A 23,006-nucleotide genomic window follows, 5' to 3' on the forward strand; every position below is an offset into this window, starting at 1 on the left:
CGCAGCGGAATGGGGTGCTTCGCGCTGACGAGGCGAGATGCGGTGCCGCGTCAGTAGCGAGGCCGGGTTGTCCCAGCTGTGAACAGGGTTTCGGCGGATCGAGCCACCCGGGGCAGGGACTTCTGAGGTCAGGGGCGCTGTGGGCACGGCTGGAGACTTCGCATGTCGGACTGGTGTTGTCTTGTGCTCACCTCGTTTCTTCGGCTAGGCCCCGGCGGGCGGAGTCAGGGGCCTTCTGCCCACGGCTTGAGGCGAACTCGGCTTGGGTCGCCCACCAAGGCGAGCGGGTCGATGTACTCCGTGCCGCGGCGGGCGCCCCAGTGCAGGCAGGCGGCGGAGGGGCAGCCGGGGTGGCCTGGGGTTGCGGTTCCCAGTGGTTGGCCGCGGTAGATCTGGTCACCGGCGGTGACTGTCGGGGTGATGGGGAGGTAGGTCGTGTGGAGGTCGCCGTCGTGGTCCAGTGCGACTACTCCCTGGCCGGCCACTTGGCCTGCGAACACGACTACGCCCATGTCGGCGGCCAGGACTTGTTGTCCGGCGGTCGTTTCCAGGTCTACGCCTCGGTGGCCTGGGCCGAACGGGGTCGCGGGTGGTTCGAAGGTGCGGGTGACGTGGGGGCGCGGGGTCAACGGCCAGGCTAGGCGGCCTGGCTGCTCCGGGGTGGGTTGGAGCGGCGTGGCGTCGGCTCGGGAGTTGAACAGGGCTGCTGAGCTTGCGGACACGACGAGCACTGTTGCCAGGATCAGCCACGTTCGGGTGCTTTTGCGGGTGCGTCGGCTGAACAGGGGGAGTGCGCCGCTCGTTCCCGCCAGGCGGAGTGGCGGGTGGCCCCAGGCGAAATCGCAGGGGAGTGAGATCCGGATTCTTGTCAGGAGAGTCGTCGCCGTTCGGGGGATGGGCGGGCGGAGGAGTCTGCGGACTGTGGAGGTCGCGCGGCGGAGGGCAGTGCGGGTTCTGGATGGTCTGGCGGGTGGTCGGCGGTGGCGGCCGCGGGGGAGCGTGGTGGCAGGAATTGAGGAGGAGAGCGGGTCGCCGGGGGACAGCAGGGTGGTTGCCGCGGGTGGGTTCTGAGCCAGCAGGGCGGTGGTTGCCAGGACCACCGGATGTGGTTCCGACGAGGGCGTGGGGCTGGACTGGCTGCTTGCTTCGCGGTCCGGGCGAGGGGCGGGCGACGGCGTGGAAGGACGAGGGGTGGGCGAGGGTGCTGAACTGGCTGGACCGGTAGGCGCAGGTCTGGCAGGACGAGCGGCTGGCGAGGGCACTGGACTGGCAGGACCGGCAGGCGCTGGCGCGGGACTGGCAGGACGAGTGGCGGACGAGGGCGTTGAGCTGCCGTAACTCCTCCCGGCACCGGAATCGGCGGAGCGGGCGGAAGCAGCGGCGGCGGGAAAAGCGCGTGTCGTGGTCATGTCCTCCATCGTCGCCGTCCGGCTGACCGGAACCGGCGTTCCGGAGGTGGTTGTCCACAGGCGGGCGCGGTTGTGGACAACCTCGGGCCGGGCCAAGGCTGCCCGCAGGGGCGGGCCTGGTGGCAGGGGGTAGAATCAGTTCCGCAGCCCACTCGCTGGGCTGACTTCGCGTGCACGTGCGCGCGTTCCCCGGACGGGCCGCTTCTGGCGGGAACCCGGACGGAGGGGCGCACGGTGTCCGGCGGTCCCTGGGGTTTCGCACTACCGAACCCGCGGGTCCGGGCATCGGCTACGGCACCAGGGCCCACGACCTCCCGGTCGCGGGCGACTAACCGGAACAGCGCCTCCGCGGGCGGGATCCAACTCCGACAGCGGGAGCGCGCGACTACAGAGAAGGTGTGATTCCGGCAATGGCCGTCGTCACCATGAAGCAGCTGCTCGACAGCGGCGTGCACTTCGGGCACCAGACCCGTCGGTGGAACCCGAAGATGAAGCGCTACATCTTCACCGAGCGCAACGGCATCTACATCATCGACCTGCAGCAGACGCTGACGTACATCGACCGTGCGTTCGAGTTCATCAAGGAAACCGTCGCGCACGGCGGCACCATCATGTTCGTCGGCACGAAGAAGCAGGCGCAGGAAGCGATCGCCAACGAGGCCGCGCGCGTGGGCATGCCCTACGTGAACCAGCGCTGGCTCGGCGGCATGCTGACCAACTTCCAGACCGTCCACAAGCGCCTTCTCCGCCTGAAGGAACTCGAGGCCCAGGAGCAGACCGGCGGTTTCACCGGGCTGACCAAGCGCGAGATCCTCACGCTGACCCGCGAGAAGGACAAGCTCGAGAAGACCCTGGGCGGCATCCGCGACATGGCCAAGGTGCCGTCCGCGGTGTGGATCGTCGACACCAAGAAGGAGCACATCGCCGTCGGCGAGGCTCGCAAGCTCAACATCCCGGTCGTCGCGATCCTCGACACCAACTGCGACCCGGACGAGGTCGACTACCCGATCCCGGGCAACGACGACGCGATCCGTTCCGCCGCGCTGCTCACGAAGGTCGTCGCCGAGGCGGCCGCCGCCGGGCTGATGGCCCGTTCGGGCCGCAACGGCGCTTCGGCCGACGCGAAGCCGGAGACCGGCGCCTCGGACGAGCCGCTGGCCGAGTGGGAGAAGGAGCTGCTCGCGGGCTCGGAGACCGCCGCGGCCGACGCGACCGAGGCCGCCGCCGCGACCGAGACCGCCGAGACCGCCGCGACCGAGACCGCGGAAGCGACCGGCGAGCAGGCTCCGGCCAACTCCTGATCCACCCCGTCCGGGCGGTCCGCGCAGGGCCGCCCGGACGGCGCTCACCGCACACGTACCTGAAACGGACGGATTCAACACGATGGCGAACTACACCGCCGCTGACGTGAAGCGCCTGCGCGAGATGACCGGCGCGGGCATGATGGACTGCAAGAAGGCCCTCGAGGAGAACGACGGCGACTTCGAGAAGGCCGTCGAGTTCCTGCGCATCAAGGGCGCCAAGGACGTCGGCAAGCGCGCCGAGCGCGCCACCGCCGAGGGCCTGGTCGCCGGCGACGGCGGCGTCATGATCGAGCTGGACTCGGAGACCGACTTCGTCGCCAAGAACGACGACTTCCAGCAGCTCGCGGCGAAGATCGTCGAGACCGCGAAGGCGCTGAAGACCAGCGACGTCGAGGCGCTCAAGGCCGCCGACCTGGACGGCAAGCCGGTCAACGAGGTCGTGCAGGAGCTGTCGGCCCGCATCGGCGAGAAGCTCGAGCTGCGCCGCGTGGTGTCGTTCGAGGGCCAGACCGCGACCTACCTGCACCGCCGCGGCTCCGACCTCCCGCCCGCCGTCGGCGTGCTGGTCGAGTTCACCGGTGACGACACCGACGCCGCTCGCGGCGCCGCGATGCAGGTCGCCGCGCTGCGCGCGAAGTACCTGACCCGCGAGGAGGTGCCGGCCGAGATCATCGAGAACGAGCGCCGCATCGCCGAGCAGACCGCCCGCGAGGAAGGCAAGCCCGAGCAGGCGCTGCCGAAGATCATCGAGGGCAAGGTCAACGCGTACTACAAGGACAACGTGCTGCTCGAGCAGCCGTCGGTCAAGGACAACAAGAAGACCGTCAAGGCCCTGCTCGACGCGGCCGGCGTGACCCTGACCCGGTTCGCCCGGTTCGAGGTCGGCCAGGCCTGAGCGAGGCACTGGGACTAGGTTCTGGCACTGTGCCCCGTCTCCGCGCGTCGGGGACGGGGCACAGTCGGGTCTACCGAGGGGCAGGAGGCGACAGACATGGGTGAGGACCGGGTCGAGGGCGGATACCGCCGGGTGCTGCTGAAACTGGGCGGAGAGATGTTCGGCGGCGGCGCGGTGGGCGTCGACCCCGACGTCGTGCACTCCGTCGCCCAGCAGATCGCCGACGTCGCGCGCACCGGGGTGCAGATCGCGGTGGTGATCGGCGGCGGCAACTATTTCCGCGGCGCGGAGCTGTCCCAGCGCGGCATGGACCGCGACCGCGCCGACTACATGGCGATGCTCGGCACCGTGATGAACTGCCTCGCGCTGCAGGACTTCCTCGAGAAGGAAGGCCTGCCCACGCGCGTGCAGACCGCGATCACGATGGGCCAGGTCGCCGAGCCCTACATCCCGCGCCGCGCGGAACGGCACCTGGAGAAGGGCCGCGTCGTCATCTTCGGCGCCGGCGTCGGCATGCCGTACTTCTCCACCGACACCGCCGCCGCGCAGCGCGCGCTCGAACTCGGCTGCGAGGCCGTGCTGATGGCGAAGGCCGTGGACGGCGTCTACACCGCGGACCCGAAGACCGACCCGGACGCGAAGATGTTCCACGAGATCAGCCACCGCGAGGTGCTCGAGCGCGGCCTCAAGGTCGCCGACGCCACCGCGTTCAGCCTCTGCATGGACAACAAGATGCCGATCATCGTGTTCAACCTGCTCACCGAGGGCAACATCGCCCGCGCGGTCGGCGGTGAGAGGATCGGCACGCTGGTCTCCACCCCCGCCGACGAGGCGTCCGCCTAGACCTGCTGGGATCAAGCCAGGTCCGACAACACAACACCGGGAGTAGCCGTGATCGACGAGACCCTCCTCGACGCCGAGGAGAAGATGGAAAAAGCGGTGTCCGTCGCGAAGGAAGACCTCACGTCGGTGCGCACCGGGCGGGCCCACCCGTCGATGTTCTCCCGCATCGTCGTCGAGTACTACGGTGCGCCGACGCCGCTGAACCAGCTGGCCAGCGTCAACGTGCCCGAGGCCAGGATGGCCTTGATCAAGCCTTACGACCAGACGCAGCTGAACGCCATCGAGAAGGCGATCCGCGAGTCCGACCTCGGCGTCAACCCGAGCAACGACGGCAACGTCATCCGCATCGTCATCCCGCAGCTCACCGAGGAGCGGCGCAAGGAGATGGTGAAGGTCGCGAAGGGCAAGGGCGAGGACGCCCGCGTCTCGATCCGCAGCGTCCGCCGCAAGGCCAAGGAAGAACTCGACCGCATCGCCAAGGACGGCGAAGCGGGCGAGGACGAGGTCGCGCGCGCGGAGAAGGAACTGCAGAACCTCACCGACACCTACGTGCATCAGGTCGACGAGCTGGTGAAACACAAGGAAGCCGAGCTGCTCGAGGTCTGATGAGCCAGGTGAGCGAGGAACGCGACGAGCGGGTGGGCGACATCCCGCCACCGGACCCGGCCGCCGGGCCGGACCCGGTGTCGCGGCCGGAACCGGCTGCGGAAACCCCTGCTGGGCAATGGAAAACGGGGTCCGCGGCGAACGGGCGCGCGGAATCCGGTGCTACGGCAGGGAATCCCGCGGAGTCCGGGGGCGAGTCGGCGAAGGGTGCGAAAGGCGTTCCCGCGTACGGGCCGGGCCAGGGCGGGAAAGCCGCGGGCGAGCCGGGCCAGGGCGCGCAAGCCGAAGGCGGCTCCGTGAAAGGCGGTCCCGCGGGCGGGTCGGCGAAGGGCGCGCGAGCCGAAGGCGGCTCCGTGAAAGGCGTTCCGGCAGGCGGATCGGCCAAGGACGCGCAAGCCGCGGCCAAGGGCGAACTCGCGGACGGTGCGAAAGCCGAGCCGGAGAAGAAGGCGTCCCGGGCCGGGCGCAATCTTCCCGCGGCGATCGGCGTCGGGCTGCTGCTCGGGGCCGCGATCATCGTTTCCCTGCTCACCGTGCGGTTCCTCTTCATCGGGGTCATCGCCGCCGCGATCGCGGTCGGTACGTTCGAGTTCTCCGGCGTGCTGCGCCGGGTCGCGGACACCAAGATCGCGCTGATCCCGGTTCTCGTGGGCGGGCAGGCGATGATCTGGCTGGCCTGGCCGTTCGGCCGGGAAGGCGCGCTCACCGCGTTCGTGCTCACCGTCCTCGCCTGCCTGCTGTGGCGGTTGCCCGGCGGCGCGAAGGGCTATGTGCGCGACGTCAGCGCTTCCGTTTTCGCTGCCGCATACCTGCCGCTGTTCGGCGCGTTCGCGGCCATGCTCGTGCCGCCGGACGACGGGGTCGGGCGTGTGCTCACCTTCCTGATCGCCGTGGTCGCCTCCGACACCGGCGGCTACATCGCCGGCGTGCTCGGCGGCAAGCATCCGATGGCGCCCACGATCAGCCCGAAGAAGTCCTGGGAGGGCTTCGCCGGTTCGATGATCGCGGGCATCGCCGCGGGCGTGCTCACGATCAGCCTCATGCTGGACGGCCACGCCTGGCAGGGCGTCATCTTCGGCGCGGCCATCGTGCTCACCGCGACGCTCGGCGACCTCGTCGAATCGCTCATCAAACGCGACCTCGGCATCAAGGACATGGGCACGCTGCTGCCCGGCCACGGCGGCATCATGGACCGCCTCGACTCGCTGCTGCCCTCGGCCGTCGTGTCCTGGCTGCTGCTCTCGGCCTTCGTCCCGGCCTGAGTTCTCAGTCGTCGTACGGGTCGTCGACCTCGGCGCGGCCCACGTCTTCCAGCACCCGCGAGTGGTCGATCACCGCGAACACCGCGCCGTCCTGGTCGGCGAGGATCGCGGTGCGGCCGAACGGGGTGTCGTACGGCTCGATCACCACCGAACCGCCCAGCATCAGCGCCTCGCCCGCCGCCGCGTCCGCCCCGCGCGCGGGGTCGACCTCGAAGTACACGAGCCAGTGCGGGGGAGTGTCCCGGCGGTACTCGGGACCCATGACGTAGCGGTACAGCACCGCCGTGTGCTCAATCGAATATTCGACATAGTCGACGCTCTCGCCGTCGCCGACCTGACGGCTCGAGTAGTTGAACAGCTTGGTGTAGAAGTGGTCCGCGGCCACGCCGTCGTGCGTGTTGAGGTCCGCGCCGCTGAAGGTGTTGGGCACGCCGCCCGCGAACTGCCAGTCCGGCGGGGCCTCCCAGAACACCACCGGCGCGCCGCACGCGTCGATCGCGTGCACGATGCTGCCGCGTTCGGGGATCGCGACCGGTCCGAGCGTCACCTGGCCGCCGAGGTGTTCCACCCATTCGGCCGCGCTCGCCGTGTGCGGCACCGCGAGCTGCATCGTCCAGCCGGGCGCGCTGCGGGCCCCGGCTTGGTACAGACCACCGGCGGGCACGCCGTCGCGCGAGGCGATCGAGTACCGGCCGGTCGGCGCCGCGGGGTCGCGCCGGGTTTCGTACTCCCAGCCGAAAAGCCGGGAGTAGAAGTCCTGCGTCCTGGCTTCGTCGTGGCACGCCACCTCGACCCAGCAAGGCAAGCCTGCCGGGATCGTGCGGGTTCCGGGCCAGCCGATCGACATGGTGCGTCTCCTCCCCGATGAAGGGAGAAGTGTATTCGGATCAGCGGCGTTCTACGCTCTGAGCGGGAAAAGCTGCCGCGCCCGCCGGCGCCCCGGACCGGAGAGGAGTGCCGTGCGCTGGTTCTTCCGCGGCCCGGCGGCGTCCGAAGAAGTCGTTCCCAGCCCGAACATTTGGTACCACCAGCACGTTTACGACGTGGAAAACCGGGCGCAGGACGCGGACGGCGACATTTGGCGCGTGCTGCGCGAGGAGAGCGACTGGACCGGACGCGACGTTCTCGATCTCGGCTGCGGTGACGGATACCACTTGCCGTTCTTCGCCGCCGACGCGCGATCGGTGCTCGGAATCGAACCGCACCCGCCGCTCGCGCGGGACGCGGAGCGACGGGTGCGGGATCTGGGGAACGTGCGGGTACGCCTGGGGCGAGCGCAGCAGCTGCCGGTGGACGACGCCAGTGTGGACATCGTGCACGCGCGCACTGCGTATTTCTTCGGCCCTGGATGCGAACCGGGATTGCGCGAAGCGGAACGGGTGCTGCGGCCCGGAGGATCGATCGTGATTGTCGACCTCGACGTGACCAGTGAGCCGTACGGCGGGTGGATGCGGGCAGACCTGCCGCACTACGACCCGCCTGCGGTGGAACGCTTCTTCGCCGCGCACGGCTTCAACTGTCGGCGCGTACGCACGCGTTGGCGCTTCGCGGACTTCGTCGCGGCGGAATCAGTGTTGAAGATCGAGTTCAGCGCGAAGGTCGCGCAGCGGGCGATCGCTGACACGCGCCGGCTGAACCCGGGATCGGGCGAGGTGACGCTGCCGGTGGGCTATCGCGTGCATTGCCGCGTCAAGCCCACCGGCCTCGTCCTGCCCGGTCACTCGGCTGCCTTGCCGGAATCCCCGGCCTCATCGGAGTCCTCGACCTCGCCGAGGATCGAGTAGAGCGAACGGCGTGCCTCGTTGAGCACGTCCACCGCGCGGGCCTGCTGGTTCTCGCTGCCGGCGCGCATCACCTGCACGACGGCCGCGGCGAGCGTCGCGCCTGCTTTGCGCAGGTCGTGCTCGACCGGTTCGACGTCGTCGGTGAAGTGCTCCCACGGCGGGGTCCCGGTCTGCTGCTCGGCGGCGGAGCGGCCCTCTTCGGTGAGTTCGAAGAGCTTCTTCCCGCTCTCGTCGCGGCTGACGACCAGGCCCTCGTCGGCCAGCATCTGCAGGGTCGGGTAGATCGAGCCGGGGCTGGGCGTCCAGAGCCCGCCGCTGCGCTCGCCGATCTCGCGGATGATCTCGTACCCGTGCCGCGGCTGTTCCGCGAGCAGGGTGAGGATCGCCGCCCGCACGTCGCCGCGCCGTCCGCGCCGGGAGCCCCGGCGTCCGCCCGGACCGTGGCCGCGCCGTCCGCGCCCGCCCGGCCCGAAGGCGAACTCCCCGAATTCCCGGCCCCAGGGGCCGAACGAGGACCGTCCGCGCTGGTCGTGCTCTCCGTGTTCGTGATGTCCGCCGGGGAAGGAGTGTCCGCCGGGGAACGGGTGTCGTCGTCGGTTCATGGTCGTGATTCCTTTCTCGAACTGCTGCGACACGTTCACGATATATCGGAAACGGTCGGTTGGCAACCTCAACGACAACGCGGGGACCTGAGCGACCGCCGGAGACGGCGGTCGGCGATACTCGAAGCACTAGCGAAAACACCCGAACGACCTGGGAGACCCGACCTCCGATGCTGGACCGTGCGGTCATCGACGCCCTGTTCCCCGCGGATCTGCCCGAGCCTGAGCACTGGGAACAGCGCTATCCGGCCCGGCAGCTGCCCGACGGTGCGAAGGTGACCCGGTTCGGCCCGTCGCCGACCGGGTTCGTGCACATCGGCGGCATCTACGTCGCGACGATCGACCAGGACGTCGCGCGCCGTTCCGAAGGCCGCTACCTGGTGCGCGTCGAGGACACCGACCAGTCGCGCGAGGTCGAGGGCGCGCTGGAGCAGTTCGAACGCGGCTTCGCGTACTTCGGGCTGCAGGCGGACGAGGACGCGGTGCGCGGCGGCGAGTACGGCCCGTACCGGCAGTCCGAGCGCGAGCAGATCTACCTCACCTACGTACGCCACCTGCTGCGCGAAGGCCGCGCGTACATCGACTTCGCGACGAAGGACGAGCTGGCGTCCATCACCGCGCGGCAGCAGGCCACGAAGCTCCCGACGGGCTACTACGGCTCGTGGGCGATCTGGCGCGACGCCGACCCGGCCGACGTCCAGGCGAAGCTCGACGCGGGCGAGCCGTGGGTGGTCCGCTTCCGCGCGCCCGACGACACCGGGCAGCGCGTGCGCTTCACCGACGCGATCCGCGGCACCATCGAGGCCGAGGCCAACCGCAACGACGTGGTGATCCTCAAGAGTTCCGACCAGAGCCCGCGGCTGCCGACCTACCACTTCGCGCACGCGGTCGACGACCACCTGATGCGGGTGAACCTGGTGATCCGCGGCGACGAGTGGATCTCGTCGGTGCCGACGCACCAGCAGCTGTTCGAAGCACTCGGGTTCGAGCCGATCCAGTACGCGCACATCGCGCCGCTGATGAAGCAGGAGGGCGGCAGCAAGCGGAAGCTGTCCAAGCGCAAGGACCCGGAAGCGTCGGTCGACTTCTACCTCGAAGCCGGCTACCCGGTCCCGGCGGTGCTGTACTACCTGCGCGGCCTCGCGAACGGACGGCTCGCCGAGATGCCGCTCGCCGAAGCGCTCGACGCGCCGATCAACCTCGACGAATGCGGCGTCGCCGGTCCGCTCGTGGACCTGGTGAAGCTGGACGACCTCGCCGCGGACTACGTCGCGACGCTGTCCGGCGAGGAGATCCTCGCTTCGGTGCTGGAGTGGGCGCAGCGGTTCGATCCGGAGCTGAAGGCGGTCCTGGAGTCCTCGCGGGAGCTGGCGCTGCGTGCGCTGTCGGTGGAGCGCGAAGGCGTCGAGAACCCGCGCAAGGACCTCAAGAAGTGGAGCGATTTCCGCGCCGTCTACGGGTTCTTCTTCCCGCAGCTGCACCAGGCGGCGACCGGTCCCGACGACGAGCGGATCGCGGCCCTCGGCGTCGCGCCGGACGTCGTGCGCGCGGTGGCGGCGGACTTCGTGTCCGCGTACCGGCAGCTCGACGACGGCCAGGAGTGGTTCCAGCAGATCCGCGAGGTCGCGGCGAAGCACGGGTTCGCCAAGAACGCCAAGGAGTTCAAGAAGGACCCGGACGCCTACCCCGGTTCGATCCGCGAGGCCTCGCAGATCATCCGGATCGCGATCACCGGGTCCACCCGGAGCCCGGACCTGCACTCGATCACGCAGGCGCTGGGCGCGGAGGAAACGTTGCGGCGCTTCGACAATCTGGTGTCGTGAGTGTCCGGCCTAGGCACTCACGAGTTGAGGTAGGTCAGCACGGCCAGGACGCGCCGGTTGCCGGTGTCGTCGTCGGTGATGCCGAGCTTGCCGAACAGCGACGTCGTGTACTTGCTGATCGCGCTTTCGCTCAGGAACAGCCGTCCGGCGATGGCCGTGTTCGACAGGCCTTCCGCCATCAGTTCCAGCACCGAACGCTCGCGGTCGGTCAGCGCGGCGAGGCGCTGGTCCGGTGACCCGCTGGTGAGCAGTTTCGAGATCACCGCCGGGTCCATCGCCGTGCCGCCGGCCGCGACGCGTTCGAGGGCGTCGATGAACTGTTCGGCTTCGAAAACGCTGTCCTTCAACAGATATCCGACGCCGCTGGCCCCGTCGGTGAGGAGTTCGCGGGCGTAGAGCTGCTCGACGTGCTGCGACAGGATCAGCACCGGCAGCCCGGGCGTCTCGCGGCGCGCGGCGAGGACCGCGCGCAGGCCCTCGTCGGTCTGCGTCGGCGGCATCCGGACGTCGACCACGGCGACGTCCGGCCGGTGTTCCCGCAGCACGGCGACGGTTTCCGGACCGGTCGTCGCGGTCGCCACCACCTCGTGGCCGTAGGCCTGCAGGAGCCGGACCAGCCCGTCCCGCAGCAGGTAGAGGTCTTCGGCTACGACGATGCGCATGGCACCATCATCCACGCTCGGGTTGGCCCGCCCGCCGGGCTGGTGACCTCCACGGTCCCGTCGAAGACCGCGAGACGGCGGCGCAGCCCGGCGAGCCCGCCGTCGGGGCGGATTTCGGCACCGCCGACGCCGTCGTCCTCGACCTCGGCGCAGAGCTGATTCCCTTCCTGCAGCAGGGAAATCCGTACGTGCGACGCGTGCGCGTGCTTCACCGCGTTGGTGAGCAGTTCGGCAATGCCGAAGTACAGCGCGGACTCGATCGGCGGGTCGAGCGGCTGCGGCAGGTCGGCTTCCACCGTCACGTCGAGCGGCAGGTCCATCGCCATCGCGCGGACCGCGTCGACGAGACCGCGTTCGTTCAGCACCGGCGGGCTGATGCCGCGGACCAGTTCGCGCAATTCGGTGAGCGAGGTGGCGGCACCGGCCCGGGCGTCGCGCAGCAATTCCTTGGCCTGCTCGGGATTGGTCTCCATCAGCTTCTCCGCCGTCGCCAGCGCGAGGCCGAGCGCGACCAGGCGAGCTTGCGCGCCGTCGTGCAGATCTCGTTCGATGCGGCGGATTTCCGCGGCCTGCGCGATGGTCGTGTCCGCGCGCAATGCGGTCAGCGTGTCCACTCGATCGGCCAGCTCCATCGTGGCGGACGCGCCCAGGAACCGCGTGGCCACCGGGACGACGCTTCGCCACGCGTACGGCGCGGTCGCGATCGTCACCAGCAGACCGGCCAGGTACCAGCTGGGGAGGTTCGTCAGCGCCAGGAAGGCCACGACGACGCCGAGCAGCGGAACGAGGCAGACCAGGCCGAACGAGAACGGCGCGACGAGGACGAACCGCAGGTCGCGCCAGGTCGCCGGGTCGTGGCGCCAGTTCTTCATGCGCTGCTCGCGCCGGCCTTCCTCGCTGGTGCGCGAGTAGGAGTGGCCGTTCCACCAGTATCCGGTCGACAGCTGGGTGATCGGCGGCAGTTCGCGATAGCCGGGCGGGAGCACGATGCCGGTCCACCTGGCGACCCGCACGCGGGTCATCCGGCACACCGGCCGCGCCAGCAGCAGCGTCCCGATCGCCGCCCAGGCGAACGGCGCGATCCACGACCACGCGCTGCCGCCCCAGAGCTGCCACAGGCCCACCGCGGCCGCCCACACCGCTGGGACCAGCATGGCCACGTACGCCGCCTGGGCGGCTCGGCCGAACCCCGCCCCGCAACCGCGTAGCCAGGACCGTAGTCGTCGCATCGTTCGTTCCCCCTGTCCATCCGGCTTCGCGGTCCACTGTGCACCACGAAACGCCGGATTCCCGCCGATGCGGGGCAGGAGTGGGTCCAGGCCCACCCGCTCGTGCGGCCAGACCCATACCGGGCCCGGCCGCGGCTTCCTAGCGTTGCTGGCACAACGGGAAACCACAAGGGAGAACAGTGATGCAGACCATCGAACGCCCCGCCGACCGGGACCGGCTCAGCTTGGCGAAGGGGTTCGTCGTGGCTTACGGAGTGGTGAGCGCGGTCGTTTTCGGAGCGATCGCGGCACTGGCCCTCTCCGGCGGAGAGGCGTCCAGCTTCATGTGGATCCGGTCCGGGGTCGTCCTCGCCAGCGCCGTGGTCGCGTGGTGGCTGCTCGCGGCCGCGGCGCGGGGATCGCGCAAGGCTTACGAGCGGATGCGGTTCGTCGCGATCGTCGCGCCGGTCGCGATCGTCGGGGTCGACCTGATCCCCGGCGTGTGCCCGCTCTGGTTCCTGCTGGCGCAGACCGGCTGCGCGATCGTGCTGGCGGGCGCGGCGTATCCGCTCGTCCGGCTGCGGGCTAGCTTCCCGAAGTGAACCTCGGGACCAGCCGGATCCGGGCGTCGAGGTTCCGTTCGACCGCCGCGCGGCTCGACAGCAGGGGGAACGAGCCGCCGGAGGCCCACAGGCCGTTCAGGTCGCGGTAGTGCGGGCTGCGCGGATCGCCGGACTGGCCGGGCGCGTTGATCGCCCGCGACGCGTCCCAGTCGCCGACGTCGAGCGCCATCTTGAAGGTCGCGCCGTTGAGCTGCTGGTAGGTGAACGGATGGAAGAACGACGGGTGGACGGTCTGGTAGTCGCCGCCGACCGGGACCGGGCCGACGTTCGGGCCGCCCGCCGGGTGCACGAACTCCTGGTACTGCAGCGAGCCCCAGCGCCACTTCGCCGGGTCGCCGCCGAGTTTCGCGGCGACGTCGCGGAACGCGAGCGGGAGCGTGTCGAGGATCAGCTTGTCGCGTTTGGCCGCGCCGCCGGGGCCGAACCACGCGTCCGGGTCGGCGAAGGACGCGAGCACGAGGCTGAAGTCCGGATTGATGGTGCTGGCGAGGACATCCGCGGCGCCTTGCGGGAGCGTCGCGTGCGCCCAGCCGCTGTGGAGGTACTTCAGCAGCCAGGTTTCGTACAGCGGCGCTGGTGCGGAATCGACCGAGGCGACGCCGTCGAACCCGCGCAGGAGTTCGAGCGCCTTCGCGGTGTCCGGGTCCGTCGAGGAGAGGTTCCGCAGGAACGGGATGAGCCGGGGAGCCAGCAGGGACTTCTCGTCGCGCTGGACGGCGAGCGAATCGGCGACCCGGTTGCGCGGCGTCGACTTGATCAGCTCGTCGATCCGCTCCTTGCGGTACGGCTGCTGCCATTCGTAGTTGGACACCACGGGGAAGCCCGGCGGGAGGTTGTAGTCGTTGGCGGAGGCGAAGAATCCGGCCGGCGGGTTGTGCTGCCACGGGAGTTCGGAGTTGGCGTGGAAGCCGTTCCACTCGTAGCGGCCGTCGCCGGGAACCGGCAGCAGGCCGTCGTAACCGGCTCCGGTGCGGCGCGGGGTCAATGCGCCGGGGACGTAGCCGATGTCGCCGTGGACGTCGGCGTAGACGAGGTTCGATCCGGGCGTGCCCCAGGTGCGCATTCCGGCGGTGAACTCGGTGAAGTCGCGGGCTCGCTGGAAGTTGAGGCTGCCGAGGTAGGCCGCGCTGCCCGGTTCGGTCCACGCGGTGCGCACGGCGAACGCCCGGTTGGCCGCTTCGTCGACCTTCACGATCGGGCCGTGCCGGGTGAAGGACAGTTCGCGGGTCACCGGCTGGCCGCCGAGCACCGGGATGGATTCGGTGACCTTGGTGATCGGCTCCCAGCCGCCGCGGTAGCGGTAGCGGCTGTGGTCGGCGGGGTCGAGGTCGTAGACGTAGAGGTCGGTCTGGTCGACCGGCAGGTTCGTCAGGCCGAACGCGACGGAATCGTTGTGCCCGATGGCGATGCCCGGGTTCCACGGCTCGCCCGCCCCGATGAGGTTCAGCCCGGGCGCGGAAAGCTGGGCGACGTAACGGCCGGACGGCAGCGAGTCGGAGCGGCGGTGCGGGTCGCTGGCGAGGATCGGCCGTCCGGTGGCGGTGCGGCCGGGCCCGATCGCCCACGAGTTGCTGCCGCTGGTGGCGTCGGCGATGTCCTGGGACCCGGCGACGCCCTTCGGGAACGTGACGGACGCGGTCGCCTTGTTGTACACGGAAAGCACGTCGCCGGGGACTGAACAGGGGTCGAGGCCTTCGGGCACCGCGGCCTCGTGGTCGGGGTGCAGGCTGCGGAGGTATTTGCTCGCGCCCGGCCCGGCCTGGCACACCATTTGCGCGCGGGCGACCTCCCAGGTGAGGTTCTCGCCGATCGCGTGCGTCCGGATGCGGACGAGGTCCTCGGGCCGCCAGTGCGACGGCTGGTACCCGAGCTTGCCGAACTCCGGCGGCACCGCTTCGGGATGCTTGGCGAGCCAGTCGACGTAGGAGTTGATGCCCTCGGCGAACCGGGTCGCGGCGAGCTTGGCTTCGGGACCGTAGGACGCCCATTCCTTGTGCATGTCGCCGCGGTAGAGGAACAGCCGGGCCGCGCGGTCCTGGTCCGCATAGGACTCGCCGAGGACCTCGCTGAGGAGCCCGAGCCCCCGGCGGCGCCAGGTGTCGAGCTGGAAGAGCCGGTCGCGGGCGACGGTGAAACCCTGTGCGTAGAACAGGTCCGAGGTGTTGGCCGCGTAGATGTGCGGGACGCCCCACTTGTCGACGAGCAGGTCGACCGGGCGGGAAAGACCGTCCAGGGCGACGGTGTCGGAGGGGGTGCGCGCGGAAGCGGCTGGGGCGGTGCCTAGCAGGGTCAGAACGAGTATCAGGACGGTAGCTTTGGACCGCATTTCCTCACCCCCGGCTGCAGTGTTGACCTCGCGCACGCTAATCGCGGACGGGGGCGGGACCCACCCCTGAACCGGGACGGGTAGGGGGCAATCGGGTCAGCTTCGCGAAACGTCCCCGATCGCCTCGTCCAGAATGGACAGTCCGAGGTCGATCTCGCTTTCGGCGGCGGTCAGCGGCGGCGCGATCCGGAACACCCCGCCCATCCCGGGCAGCTGCACGATGTTCATGTGCAGCCCGAGTTCGAGGCATCGCTGCGTCACGCGGGCGCCGAGTTTGTCCGCGTCCGGTCCGCCGCCGCTCAGCTCCAGTCCGGCGAGCAGGCCCCGGCCCCGGATTTCGCCGACGGTCTCGTGCCGGGTCGCGATCTCGTCCAGCCCGGTGCGCAGCCGGTCGCCTAGCTGACGGGCGCGTTCGTCGAGGCGGTCGCGGATCAGCACGTCCAGCACGGTGTTGCCGACCGCCGCCGGGAGCGGGTCCGAGACGTGCGTGGTGAAGAACAGGTACCCGCGTTCGTGGGCTTCCTGCTCGATTTCCGCGCTGGTCAGCACCGCGGCGAGCGGCAGCCCGGCGCCGAGCGTCTTGGACACGGTGAGGATGTCCGGGACGATGCCGTCGTGTTCGAAGGCGTACCAGGTTCCGGTGCGGCACAAGCCGGTCTGGGCCTCGTCGAGGATCAGCAGCATGCCGCGTTCCCGGCATTTCCGGTGCAGCGCCTGGAAATACCCCGGCGGCGGCACGAGGATGCCGCCGGAGCTGAGGATCGGCTCCACCAGGCACGCGGCGAGGCTGCCGACCGACTGCGCGTCGATCAGCTCGAACGCCAGGTCCAGCTGCTGCGGCCACTCCGGCCCGTTCGGCACCGGAATCGCGAAGTTGCCCGGGGCACCGGGGCCGTAGCCCTTGCGGCCGGCGCTGTAGGTCGCGCTCGCCGCGGCCTGCGTCATCCCGTGCCAGGACCGGGCGAACGAGACGATCTCGTGCTTGCCGGTCACCAGCTTGGCCATCCGCAGCGCGGCCTCGTTCGACTCGGCGCCGGTGGTGAGCAGCAGCGCCTTCTCCAGCGGGTCCGGCAGCGTTTCGGCGAGCCGGCGCGCGAGGTCGACCACGGGGCGGCTCAGCATCCCGCTGAACAGGTGGTCGAGTTTCGCGGCCTGCTTCCGCACGGTCTCGACGATCTCCGGATGCGCGTGCCCGAGGATCGCGCTCATCTGCCCGGACGTGAAGTCGAGGATCCGCCGCCCGTCCTCGGCGAAGACGAAACTGCCCTCGGCGCGGTCGATGATCTCGCCGGTGAACGAGCCGGGGCTGGCGTAGCGGACGAGGTGCCGGTCGACGTCGGACCAGAAGGTGTCGGTGGCCATGGCTTCGACGGTAAGGCCGTGCCGAGCGCCGCGTCCATCTCACAGTTTCCGCTTGCCTGTGCGATGGCGTCGAACAACGATGAGTCCATGTTGAACCCGTGGCGGTTGCGGTTGCTGAGCCGGCTCGCCGTGCTCGGCACGGTGCGCGCGGTCGCGCAGGACGTGAATCTCAGCGCTTCCACCGTGTCGCATCAGCTCGCGCTGCTCGAAACCGAAACCCGCACGCGGCTGCTGGAACGCACCGGCCGTCGAGTCCGGCTGACGCCCGCCGGGGAGAAACTGGCCCGGCAGGCGCGCGCGATCCTCGACCACCTCGACGCGGTCGAAGCCGAACTGCGCGGCGACGAACCGGCCGGGCTGGTGCGGATCGGCGCGTTCCAGAGCGCGATCCACACCTTCGCCGTACCTGCGGCGACCCGGCTCGCCGAGACCTATCCGCGGCTGGAAACCGAACTGGCGGAACGGGAACCGCACGAAAGCGTGCCCGCGCTCCGGGCCGGGGACAGCGACGTCGTCATCACCACCACCGATTTCGCGGACCTGCCGCTCGGCCCCGACCTCGAGATCATCCGCCTGGCGACCGATCCGATCGTGCTGGTCACCGCGCTCGGCAGGCCGGATCCGCCCGGTCCCGCCGTGCTCGCGGACTACGCGGGCGAACCGTGGGCGCTGGACATTCCGCCGTCCTACATGGCGAATCTGACGCTGCGGCTCTGCCGTGAGTCGGGCTTCGAGCCGCGCGTGGTGTGCCGGTTCAGCAATTACCTGATGACGCTGCAGCACGTCGAGGCCGGGCTGTCGATCGCGTTGCTGCCCGGGCTGGCGGTGGACCCGCGGTACCGGGTCGCGACGAAAGCGCTGGCCACGCCGGTCACGCGCACGATCGTCGCGGTCACTCGGCGAGGTTCGCCGCGACGGGCGGCGGTGAACGCGGTGCTGGCGGCGTTGCGGGAGCCGGTCGCGCTTCCGGCGACGGTGGAACGGGCTTAGCCGACGAGGTCCGCGACGATTTGCGCTGCCGGAGCTACGTTTCGGACCAAGCCCGCGGTTTGCCCCGCGTAGTGCGCTAAAGCTTCGAGGTCGCCGGTCATGCCCGGCACGGGAATCATGTCGTCGTACCGCCGCCACGGGTTTCCGGCCGCGTCTTTCGCCACGAGGTCGCCTTCGCCCGGGCGTTCTGTGCGTGGTTGGCCTGCGGCTTCCCAGCGCGTCAGCGTCGAATTACGCAACGCACGGTGTGGCGCGTTGGGCCAGCCGCCGTCGAAACAACGGGTGTGGACGGCGTCCTCGAGTTCGGCGGACAGCACGGCTTCGCGGTAGGAATCGTGTGTCGCCGCTTCGGTCGCGGTCAGGAAGCGGGTGCCGAGCCAGCCGCCTTGCGCGCCGAGGGCCAGTACTGCGGCGAGCCCGCGGCTGTCGGCGATTCCGCCGGCCGCGAGCACCGGAATCGGGCCCACCGCATCGACGACAGCGGGCACCAGCACGAGCGTCGACGCTTGGCCGCGGACGTGTCCGCCTGCTTCCCAGCCTTGCGCGACCACGACGTCCACGCCCGCTTCCGCGGCTTGGCGTGCTTCGGCGACGGAGCCCACGGTGTGGATCAGCTGCGCGTCCTTCGCGCGTGCGGCGACCTTGGCGGGGTCGCCCCAGAACGTCGAGATGATCGGGACGTCCTCGGCCAGGCACGCGTCGAGGACGTCGTCGACCGGGAAGTCGAGCACGAGGTTGACCGCGAACGGCCGGTCCGTGCGGCGGCGCACCTCGCGGATCCGGCGGACGGCCTCGTCAGGGCCGGTCCAGGTGAGGGCGAGCGTCCCCAGCCCGCCCGCGTTCGACACCGCCGCGGCGAGGGCGGGGGTCGCCGCCGAGCCGATCGGCGCCTGCACGATCGGAGCCTCGATGCCGAGGGTGCGGCAGATCTGCTTCGGAAATCGAATCATGGCGGCCGATGTTAGTGTTTCGGAAATCGAAGCACAAGGAGGGCGGATGGCGACGCCGAAACCGGGGCAGCCGGTCCGGGGCTCCACGACCGGCCGTCCGCTGATGGCCGCGCTCGACCTCTTCGGCAGGCGATGGTGCCTGCGGATCGTGTGGGAGCTGCAGGTCGACGCACTGGGCTTCCGAGCGCTCCAGCAACGCTGCGACGGCATGTCTTCGAGCGTCCTGCGGCAGCGCCTGGTCGAACTCGCCGACGCCGGTTTGGTGCGGCAGACCGACGAGTCGCATTACGCGTTGACGACGCTGGGCCGGGAGGCGTTCGACGCGCTGCGGCCGCTCGTGTCGTGGGCGGACCGATGGGCGGCGGCGCTCGGCGAGTGAAGTCCGGCAGGGGCGCGGGGCCCCTGCCGGAGTGAATCACTTGCTGTGCTGGGAACGGCGGCGCAGGAGGAACGCGCCGCCCGCGGCCGCCACGGCTGCCCCGCCGATGGCGAGAGCGGTGGCCGGGCTGTCCGTGCCGGTGTTCGGTGCCGGAGCTGCGTAACCGCCGCCCGCGCCGGTCTTGTCGTAGGTGGAGCCGGGGAGTTTGTCGCCGTAGCGTTTGTGGAGTTCGGCCTGGTAGGCGGCCAAGGTGACGCGGGTGCCCGCCGGGACGCCGGAGACCGAGCCGTCGAGGACGGTCACGGTGTCGCCGTTGACCGAATACCAGGCGTTGACCTGGGGTTCGTGCAGCAGGTAGCCGCCGTGTGCGGCTGCGGCGTGGACCTGTTCGTCGTTGCCGGAAGCGACGTTGATGACCTGCCAGCCGGATGCGCTGGGCTGAGTCCAGACGGTCGCGGCCCGGCCGTCGGCGAGACGGGCCGGGGACGCGACGTAGGCGAGTGCGCCGGGAACGTCGGATTCGCCGTTGACGAAGGCCGCGGTGGGTTCGTAAACCGGGATCTGCGTGCTGGTGTCGGCGGCGGCGCGGGTGGCGTGCGCGGCTGCCGGGGCCGCGCCGGGGAACTTCGTGTGCGCCAGGCGGGCCGCGGTGTCGGGGCTGGCGAGCAGCCCGGAGATCGCGGCCGTGTCCGAAGCGGACGGGCCGGTGGGCGCGGTCGCGGCGTACGCGGGGCTCGCGGCGAACACCGCGGCGGCGACGGCTCCGGTGAGGACGAGGGTTCGCTTCATGGGTCAGCCCACCATTCCGTAGACGGTGTGGGTCCAGGCGAATTGGTTGTTCGAGACGTACGAGCTGTAGTTCATCGAGTTGTAGCGATTGTTCGCCGGCCAGGGATCGCCGTATTCGACCACGCTGCGGCCGTTGGAATCGTCGTAGCCGTAGAGGACGTGCATGTGGCCGCCGCCGGAGGTCCAGCCGATGCGGGTGCCGATGGGCTGCCCGGCGTTGATCTGGTTCTTGATGCCGGAGAACGAGAGCCGGTAGCCGCCGGAATTGTAGGAGCCGGTGCTGCGGAAGCCGAGATAGCGGAAAACTCTTTGCTGGTCGCTGAGGTAGCCCTGGTTGTTGGCGCAGTCGCTGCCGGACTCGTTGTGCGCGATCTGGCAGAACCGGGTCTGCGTCAGGGAATAGCCCCAGAACGCGGCGATGGTGTTGCCGCTGGCGTCCCAGCACCAGTTGCTTTTCTGCTGGGCTTGCATCGAGATGTTGGTCTCGCCGGCGACCGCGGCGGCCGGAACGGCGAGCGCGGTGCACGCCGCGGCCGAGATCAATGCTATTCCGCGCAGAATCGAAGAACGCACTCTCACGGTTTCCTCCAGTGGGGAAGGGGTGATCGTCCGGAACGGTACGCGCGCGCGGATCGCGGCGGCTAGCGACTAATGTCGGTATTTCCCGATATCCATATTTCCGCGTCGGCGGATTTACTGGAAACAATTCCGCAAGCCGACCTTCGTAGGGTGTTTTTCCGTTGAATCCGGCCCGTCGTTCGTCGGGCGGCCGCCGCTCGCCGCCGGCCCGGTCCGGGCGCCGGGGGCGCGCCGGTTTCGCGCGTATGAGACACTTGATCGGTCATGACTGCCCTCCCTCTTGTTTTCGACGCGCCCAAGCGCGGCCTGCCGCCGCGCCATCTCGCCGACCTCACGGTGGCCGAGCGAGCCGAGGCGGTCGTCGAACTGGGAGAGAAGGCGTTCCGCGCCAAGCAGCTGTCGAACCACTACTTCTCGCGGCTCACCGTCGACCCGGCGGAGATGACCGACATCCCGGCCGCCTCGCGCGAAAAGCTCGTGGCCGACCTGATGCCGCCGCTGCTCACCGAGGTGCGCGCGCTGGCCGCGGACGGCGGAGCCACCCGCAAGACCCTGTGGCGCGCGCACGACGGGACGCTGCTGGAGAGCGTGCTCATGCGCTACCCGGACCGCGCGACGCTGTGCATCTCCAGCCAGGCGGGCTGCGGAATGGCGTGCCCGTTCTGCGCGACCGGCCAGGGCGGCCTCGACCGCAACCTGTCCACCGCGGAGATCGTGGACCAGGTCCGCGACGCCGCAGCAGTCATGCGAGACGGCTCCATGCCCGGCGGCCCCGGACGGCTGTCGAACATCGTCTTCATGGGCATGGGCGAGCCGCTGGCGAACTACAAGCGCGTGGTGGCGGCGGTGCGGCGGATCACTGATCCCGCGCCGGGCGGTCTCGGTATCGGTCAGCGCTCGGTGACGGTGTCGACGGTGGGTCTGGCTCCGGCGATCCGGAAGCTGGCGGACGAGCGGATGCAGGTCCGTCTCGCGGTTTCCTTGCATACGCCGGACGATGAGCTGCGGGACACGCTGGTGCCGGTGAACAACCGGTGGTCGGTGGACGAGGTTCTCTCTGCTGCCCGGTACTACGCCGATACTTCCGGCCGCCGGGTGTCGATCGAGTACGCGCTGATCCGGGACATCAATGACCAGCCGTGGCGGGCGGAGCTGCTGGCGAAGCGGCTGCGGAAGCACCTGGGCCAGCTCGTTCATGTCAACGTGATCCCGCTGAACCCGACGCCGGGTTCGAAGTGGGACGCATCGCCGAAGCCGGTGGAGCGGGAGTTCGTGCGCTTGGTGAATGCGGGCGGGGTGGCGTGCACGGTCCGGGACACGCGTGGTCAGGACATTGCGGCGGCGTGTGGCCAGTTGGCTGCTGAAGGCTGAGTTTGTTCATTCGATGATGGAGTGTTTGTCGTGATGTATGCCCCCAGCCTGCTGGAACCGGCTGCGGAGGAGCTGCGGCTCGCGGATGTGTGCGGCCGTGGTGCTACTGAGGTGGCGCGTGAGGCGCGGACGTTGTTGGGTGAGCGGTTCAGCTCGGTGACGTTCATGTACGTGCTGATGCGTGCGTTCGAGGTGGACTACGCGGCGGCGCGGGATGCTTCGCGGTGGCACGAGTTCCATGGTGGTCCGCGGGCGTTGTCGGATGCTGATCTGGAGAAGCTGCTCGCTCCGTGGCTTGCCCGCTGACCACTGCGGGAACAAGCTGAGAAGTACTCAGCACGAGTGCGTAGCGGATCGTCTTGCCTTGATCGCAGCTTGGGTCACGTAGTGCTGTTCCCATGGCTCTCCTTGACCGAGAAGCAACAGAAGTACCCAGCTGGCGGACTGAGGTCGCGGCTGCCTCTCGCAGCGATCGGCGACCTCAGTGACGAAGTCGATGCGGCCAGCGGTTGCTTCGAGCACTTGGAGGGGCTGTGCCGACCAGACCTCATCGTCGAGACCGGCCACGAACGCCCGCCTGCCGGATGAGGACGGCATCTCGACCGGGAACGGCTTCGATCAGTGCCTGCCAGAAATCAGACGCGAGCAGAAGGCGCGGATCGTGCGTCCGGGTATGCGGAGTCGAGCGTGGTCAGTGTGCAGGTGACGCAGTGTTGGCTGCTGCGAGGACGGCGGCTGTGAGGTCCGCCGGCTGTGCGGGCATTGCTGCGACATTCGCCGGGCCGTCCGGTTTGTCGAGCGTGATGAAGTGCTGGGTTGCGTGGCTTTTCGCCGCGGATGTCAAGGGCGCGGTGAGGTCGTGTCCGGCACCGATGATGAGTCCGCAGCGCAGGGCGATCAGGCTGTTGACGTAGGGGACGAGCTGCGTGTCGGTGCCGGCGGGCGCGGTGACGCGTTCGGCGTTGATCGGAGCGTGTGCGGTCGCGGCTTGGATTGCGGGCCACACGCGGCTGGCGTCCGCGGTGTCCTTGGTGGTGGTGAGCATGCAGACGCGGAAGTTGCGGGAGACGTTGGCGTAAGCCACTGCCGCCGGTTCCGAACTGGTTGTCAGGATTATGGCCGTGACGGCCGCGCCGACCGTTGCGACCCCAATAGGGGCGGTGATTTTCCAGTGTTTCAGAAGGGCGGAAAAAACCCGTCGTGCTTTCTTCACTGTCGCCCCTGTGTTCCGTCGTGCGA

The 23,006-nt window shown here is 69.7% G+C and carries 23 protein-coding genes; 12 read left to right on the plus strand and 11 right to left on the minus strand.

The annotated features are described in order from the left end of the window. Positions 1–224: 224 nt before the first annotated feature. Positions 225–722, minus strand: coding sequence for a murein hydrolase activator EnvC family protein (locus tag RPX00_RS23505; RefSeq protein WP_406642483.1), 498 nt, complete (start codon positions 720–722; stop codon positions 225–227). Positions 723–1,819: 1,097 nt separating this feature from the next. On the opposite strand from RPX00_RS23505, the gene rpsB reads away from it, so the two are divergent. The 5 genes from rpsB to RPX00_RS23530 all read left to right on the plus strand — a co-directional run bounded on the left by rpsB (position 1,820) and on the right by RPX00_RS23530 (position 6,319). Next, positions 1,820–2,710 (plus strand): 30S ribosomal protein S2, encoded by an 891-nt coding sequence (gene rpsB / locus RPX00_RS23510; protein ID WP_406642486.1) that lies wholly within the window; start codon positions 1,820–1,822, stop codon positions 2,708–2,710. Positions 2,711–2,792: 82 nt separating this feature from the next. Further along, complete coding sequence (gene tsf, locus RPX00_RS23515; RefSeq protein ID WP_406642488.1) at positions 2,793–3,608, plus strand: translation elongation factor Ts; 816 nt, start codon at positions 2,793–2,795, stop codon at positions 3,606–3,608. 96 nt (positions 3,609–3,704) lie between these two features. Then, positions 3,705–4,451 (plus strand): UMP kinase, encoded by a 747-nt coding sequence (gene pyrH / locus RPX00_RS23520; RefSeq protein ID WP_101435129.1) that lies wholly within the window; start codon positions 3,705–3,707, stop codon positions 4,449–4,451. 48 nt (positions 4,452–4,499) lie between these two features. Continuing rightward, positions 4,500–5,057, plus strand: a complete 558-nt coding sequence (gene frr / locus RPX00_RS23525; RefSeq protein ID WP_037810317.1) for a ribosome recycling factor — start codon at positions 4,500–4,502, stop codon at positions 5,055–5,057. Between the two features lie 296 nt (positions 5,058–5,353). Continuing rightward, entirely contained in the window at positions 5,354–6,319 is a 966-nt protein-coding gene (locus tag RPX00_RS23530) for a phosphatidate cytidylyltransferase (RefSeq protein ID WP_406643059.1), read from the plus strand. 4 nt (positions 6,320–6,323) lie between these two features. Here the strand turns inward: RPX00_RS23530 and RPX00_RS23535 are convergent, their stop codons facing one another. Then, positions 6,324–7,166, minus strand: a complete 843-nt coding sequence (locus tag RPX00_RS23535; protein ID WP_406642490.1) for a VOC family protein — start codon at positions 7,164–7,166, stop codon at positions 6,324–6,326. 112 nt (positions 7,167–7,278) lie between these two features. On the opposite strand from RPX00_RS23535, the gene RPX00_RS23540 reads away from it, so the two are divergent. Continuing rightward, positions 7,279–8,103: a class I SAM-dependent methyltransferase gene (locus tag RPX00_RS23540; protein ID WP_406642491.1), complete on the plus strand. Its 825-nt coding sequence runs from the start codon at positions 7,279–7,281 to the stop codon at positions 8,101–8,103. Here the strand turns inward: RPX00_RS23540 and RPX00_RS23545 are convergent. Beyond that, on the minus strand, positions 8,037–8,705 hold the full coding sequence (locus tag RPX00_RS23545) for a PadR family transcriptional regulator (RefSeq protein ID WP_406642492.1): 669 nt from the start codon (positions 8,703–8,705) through the stop codon (positions 8,037–8,039). The two genes, RPX00_RS23540 and RPX00_RS23545, sit on opposite strands and share 67 nt — an antisense overlap. A 170-nt stretch (positions 8,706–8,875) precedes the next feature. Between RPX00_RS23545 and RPX00_RS23550 the strand changes: the two genes are divergently transcribed. Beyond that, positions 8,876–10,528, plus strand: a complete 1,653-nt coding sequence (locus RPX00_RS23550; protein ID WP_406642494.1) for a glutamate--tRNA ligase — start codon at positions 8,876–8,878, stop codon at positions 10,526–10,528. Positions 10,529–10,545: 17 nt separating this feature from the next. On the opposite strand, the gene RPX00_RS23555 is transcribed toward RPX00_RS23550, so the two are convergent. Then, positions 10,546–11,190 (minus strand): response regulator, encoded by a 645-nt coding sequence (locus RPX00_RS23555; RefSeq protein ID WP_406642496.1) that lies wholly within the window; start codon positions 11,188–11,190, stop codon positions 10,546–10,548. After that, on the minus strand, positions 11,175–12,419 hold the full coding sequence (locus RPX00_RS23560; RefSeq protein WP_406642498.1) for a sensor histidine kinase: 1,245 nt from the start codon (positions 12,417–12,419) through the stop codon (positions 11,175–11,177). The genes RPX00_RS23555 and RPX00_RS23560 overlap by 16 nt, the downstream gene beginning before the upstream one ends. Before the next feature lie 182 nt (positions 12,420–12,601). Between RPX00_RS23560 and RPX00_RS23565 the strand changes: the two genes are divergently transcribed. Further along, positions 12,602–13,000, plus strand: coding sequence for a hypothetical protein (locus RPX00_RS23565; protein ID WP_406642500.1), 399 nt, complete (start codon positions 12,602–12,604; stop codon positions 12,998–13,000). On the opposite strand, the gene RPX00_RS23570 is transcribed toward RPX00_RS23565, so the two are convergent. Both RPX00_RS23570 and RPX00_RS23575 read right to left on the minus strand, forming a co-directional pair. Further along, the gene (locus RPX00_RS23570) at positions 12,984–15,347 is read right to left on the minus strand and encodes a penicillin acylase family protein (protein ID WP_406642502.1); all 2,364 of its coding nucleotides are present in this window, start codon (positions 15,345–15,347) and stop codon (positions 12,984–12,986) included. The genes RPX00_RS23565 and RPX00_RS23570 overlap by 17 nt on opposite strands. A 96-nt stretch (positions 15,348–15,443) precedes the next feature. Further along, a complete protein-coding gene (locus tag RPX00_RS23575; protein WP_406642504.1) occupies positions 15,444–16,709 on the minus strand; it encodes an aspartate aminotransferase family protein in 1,266 nt (421 codons plus the stop codon). An 87-nt stretch (positions 16,710–16,796) separates the two neighbouring features. Between RPX00_RS23575 and RPX00_RS23580 the strand changes: the two genes are divergently transcribed. Continuing rightward, a complete protein-coding gene (locus RPX00_RS23580) occupies positions 16,797–17,699 on the plus strand; it encodes a LysR family transcriptional regulator (RefSeq protein ID WP_406642506.1) in 903 nt (300 codons plus the stop codon). On the opposite strand, the gene RPX00_RS23585 is transcribed toward RPX00_RS23580, so the two are convergent. Next, complete coding sequence (locus tag RPX00_RS23585) at positions 17,696–18,649, minus strand: NAD(P)H-dependent flavin oxidoreductase (protein WP_406642508.1); 954 nt, start codon at positions 18,647–18,649, stop codon at positions 17,696–17,698. The two genes, RPX00_RS23580 and RPX00_RS23585, sit on opposite strands and share 4 nt — an antisense overlap. Positions 18,650–18,695: 46 nt before the next feature. Here RPX00_RS23585 and RPX00_RS23590 point away from each other — a divergent pair, with 46 nt between their 5' ends. Next, positions 18,696–19,028, plus strand: a complete 333-nt coding sequence (locus tag RPX00_RS23590; RefSeq protein WP_406642510.1) for a winged helix-turn-helix transcriptional regulator — start codon at positions 18,696–18,698, stop codon at positions 19,026–19,028. Positions 19,029–19,064: 36 nt separating this feature from the next. Here RPX00_RS23590 and RPX00_RS23595 read toward each other — a convergent pair whose 3' ends face one another. Further along, positions 19,065–19,817 carry an LPXTG cell wall anchor domain-containing protein gene (locus tag RPX00_RS23595; RefSeq protein ID WP_406642511.1) on the minus strand — a complete coding sequence of 251 codons (753 nt, stop codon included), beginning with the start codon at positions 19,815–19,817 and terminating at the stop codon, positions 19,065–19,067. A gap of 3 nt (positions 19,818–19,820) precedes the next feature. Beyond that, complete coding sequence (locus RPX00_RS23600; protein ID WP_406642513.1) at positions 19,821–20,396, minus strand: papain-like cysteine protease family protein; 576 nt, start codon at positions 20,394–20,396, stop codon at positions 19,821–19,823. Positions 20,397–20,660: 264 nt separating this feature from the next. Here RPX00_RS23600 and rlmN point away from each other — a divergent pair, with 264 nt between their 5' ends. After that, entirely contained in the window at positions 20,661–21,767 is a 1,107-nt protein-coding gene (gene rlmN, locus RPX00_RS23605) for a 23S rRNA (adenine(2503)-C(2))-methyltransferase RlmN (RefSeq protein ID WP_134733182.1), read from the plus strand. 30 nt (positions 21,768–21,797) lie between these two features. Beyond that, positions 21,798–22,073, plus strand: a complete 276-nt coding sequence (locus tag RPX00_RS23610) for a hypothetical protein (protein ID WP_406642515.1) — start codon at positions 21,798–21,800, stop codon at positions 22,071–22,073. Positions 22,074–22,458: 385 nt separating this feature from the next. On the opposite strand, the gene RPX00_RS23615 is transcribed toward RPX00_RS23610, so the two are convergent. Beyond that, positions 22,459–22,980, minus strand: coding sequence for a hypothetical protein (locus RPX00_RS23615; protein ID WP_406642517.1), 522 nt, complete (start codon positions 22,978–22,980; stop codon positions 22,459–22,461). Positions 22,981–23,006 lie beyond the last annotated feature (26 nt).

The sequence above is a fragment of the Amycolatopsis sp. WGS_07 genome (assembly GCF_045278895.1).
Lineage (GTDB): Bacteria > Actinomycetota > Actinomycetes > Mycobacteriales > Pseudonocardiaceae > Amycolatopsis.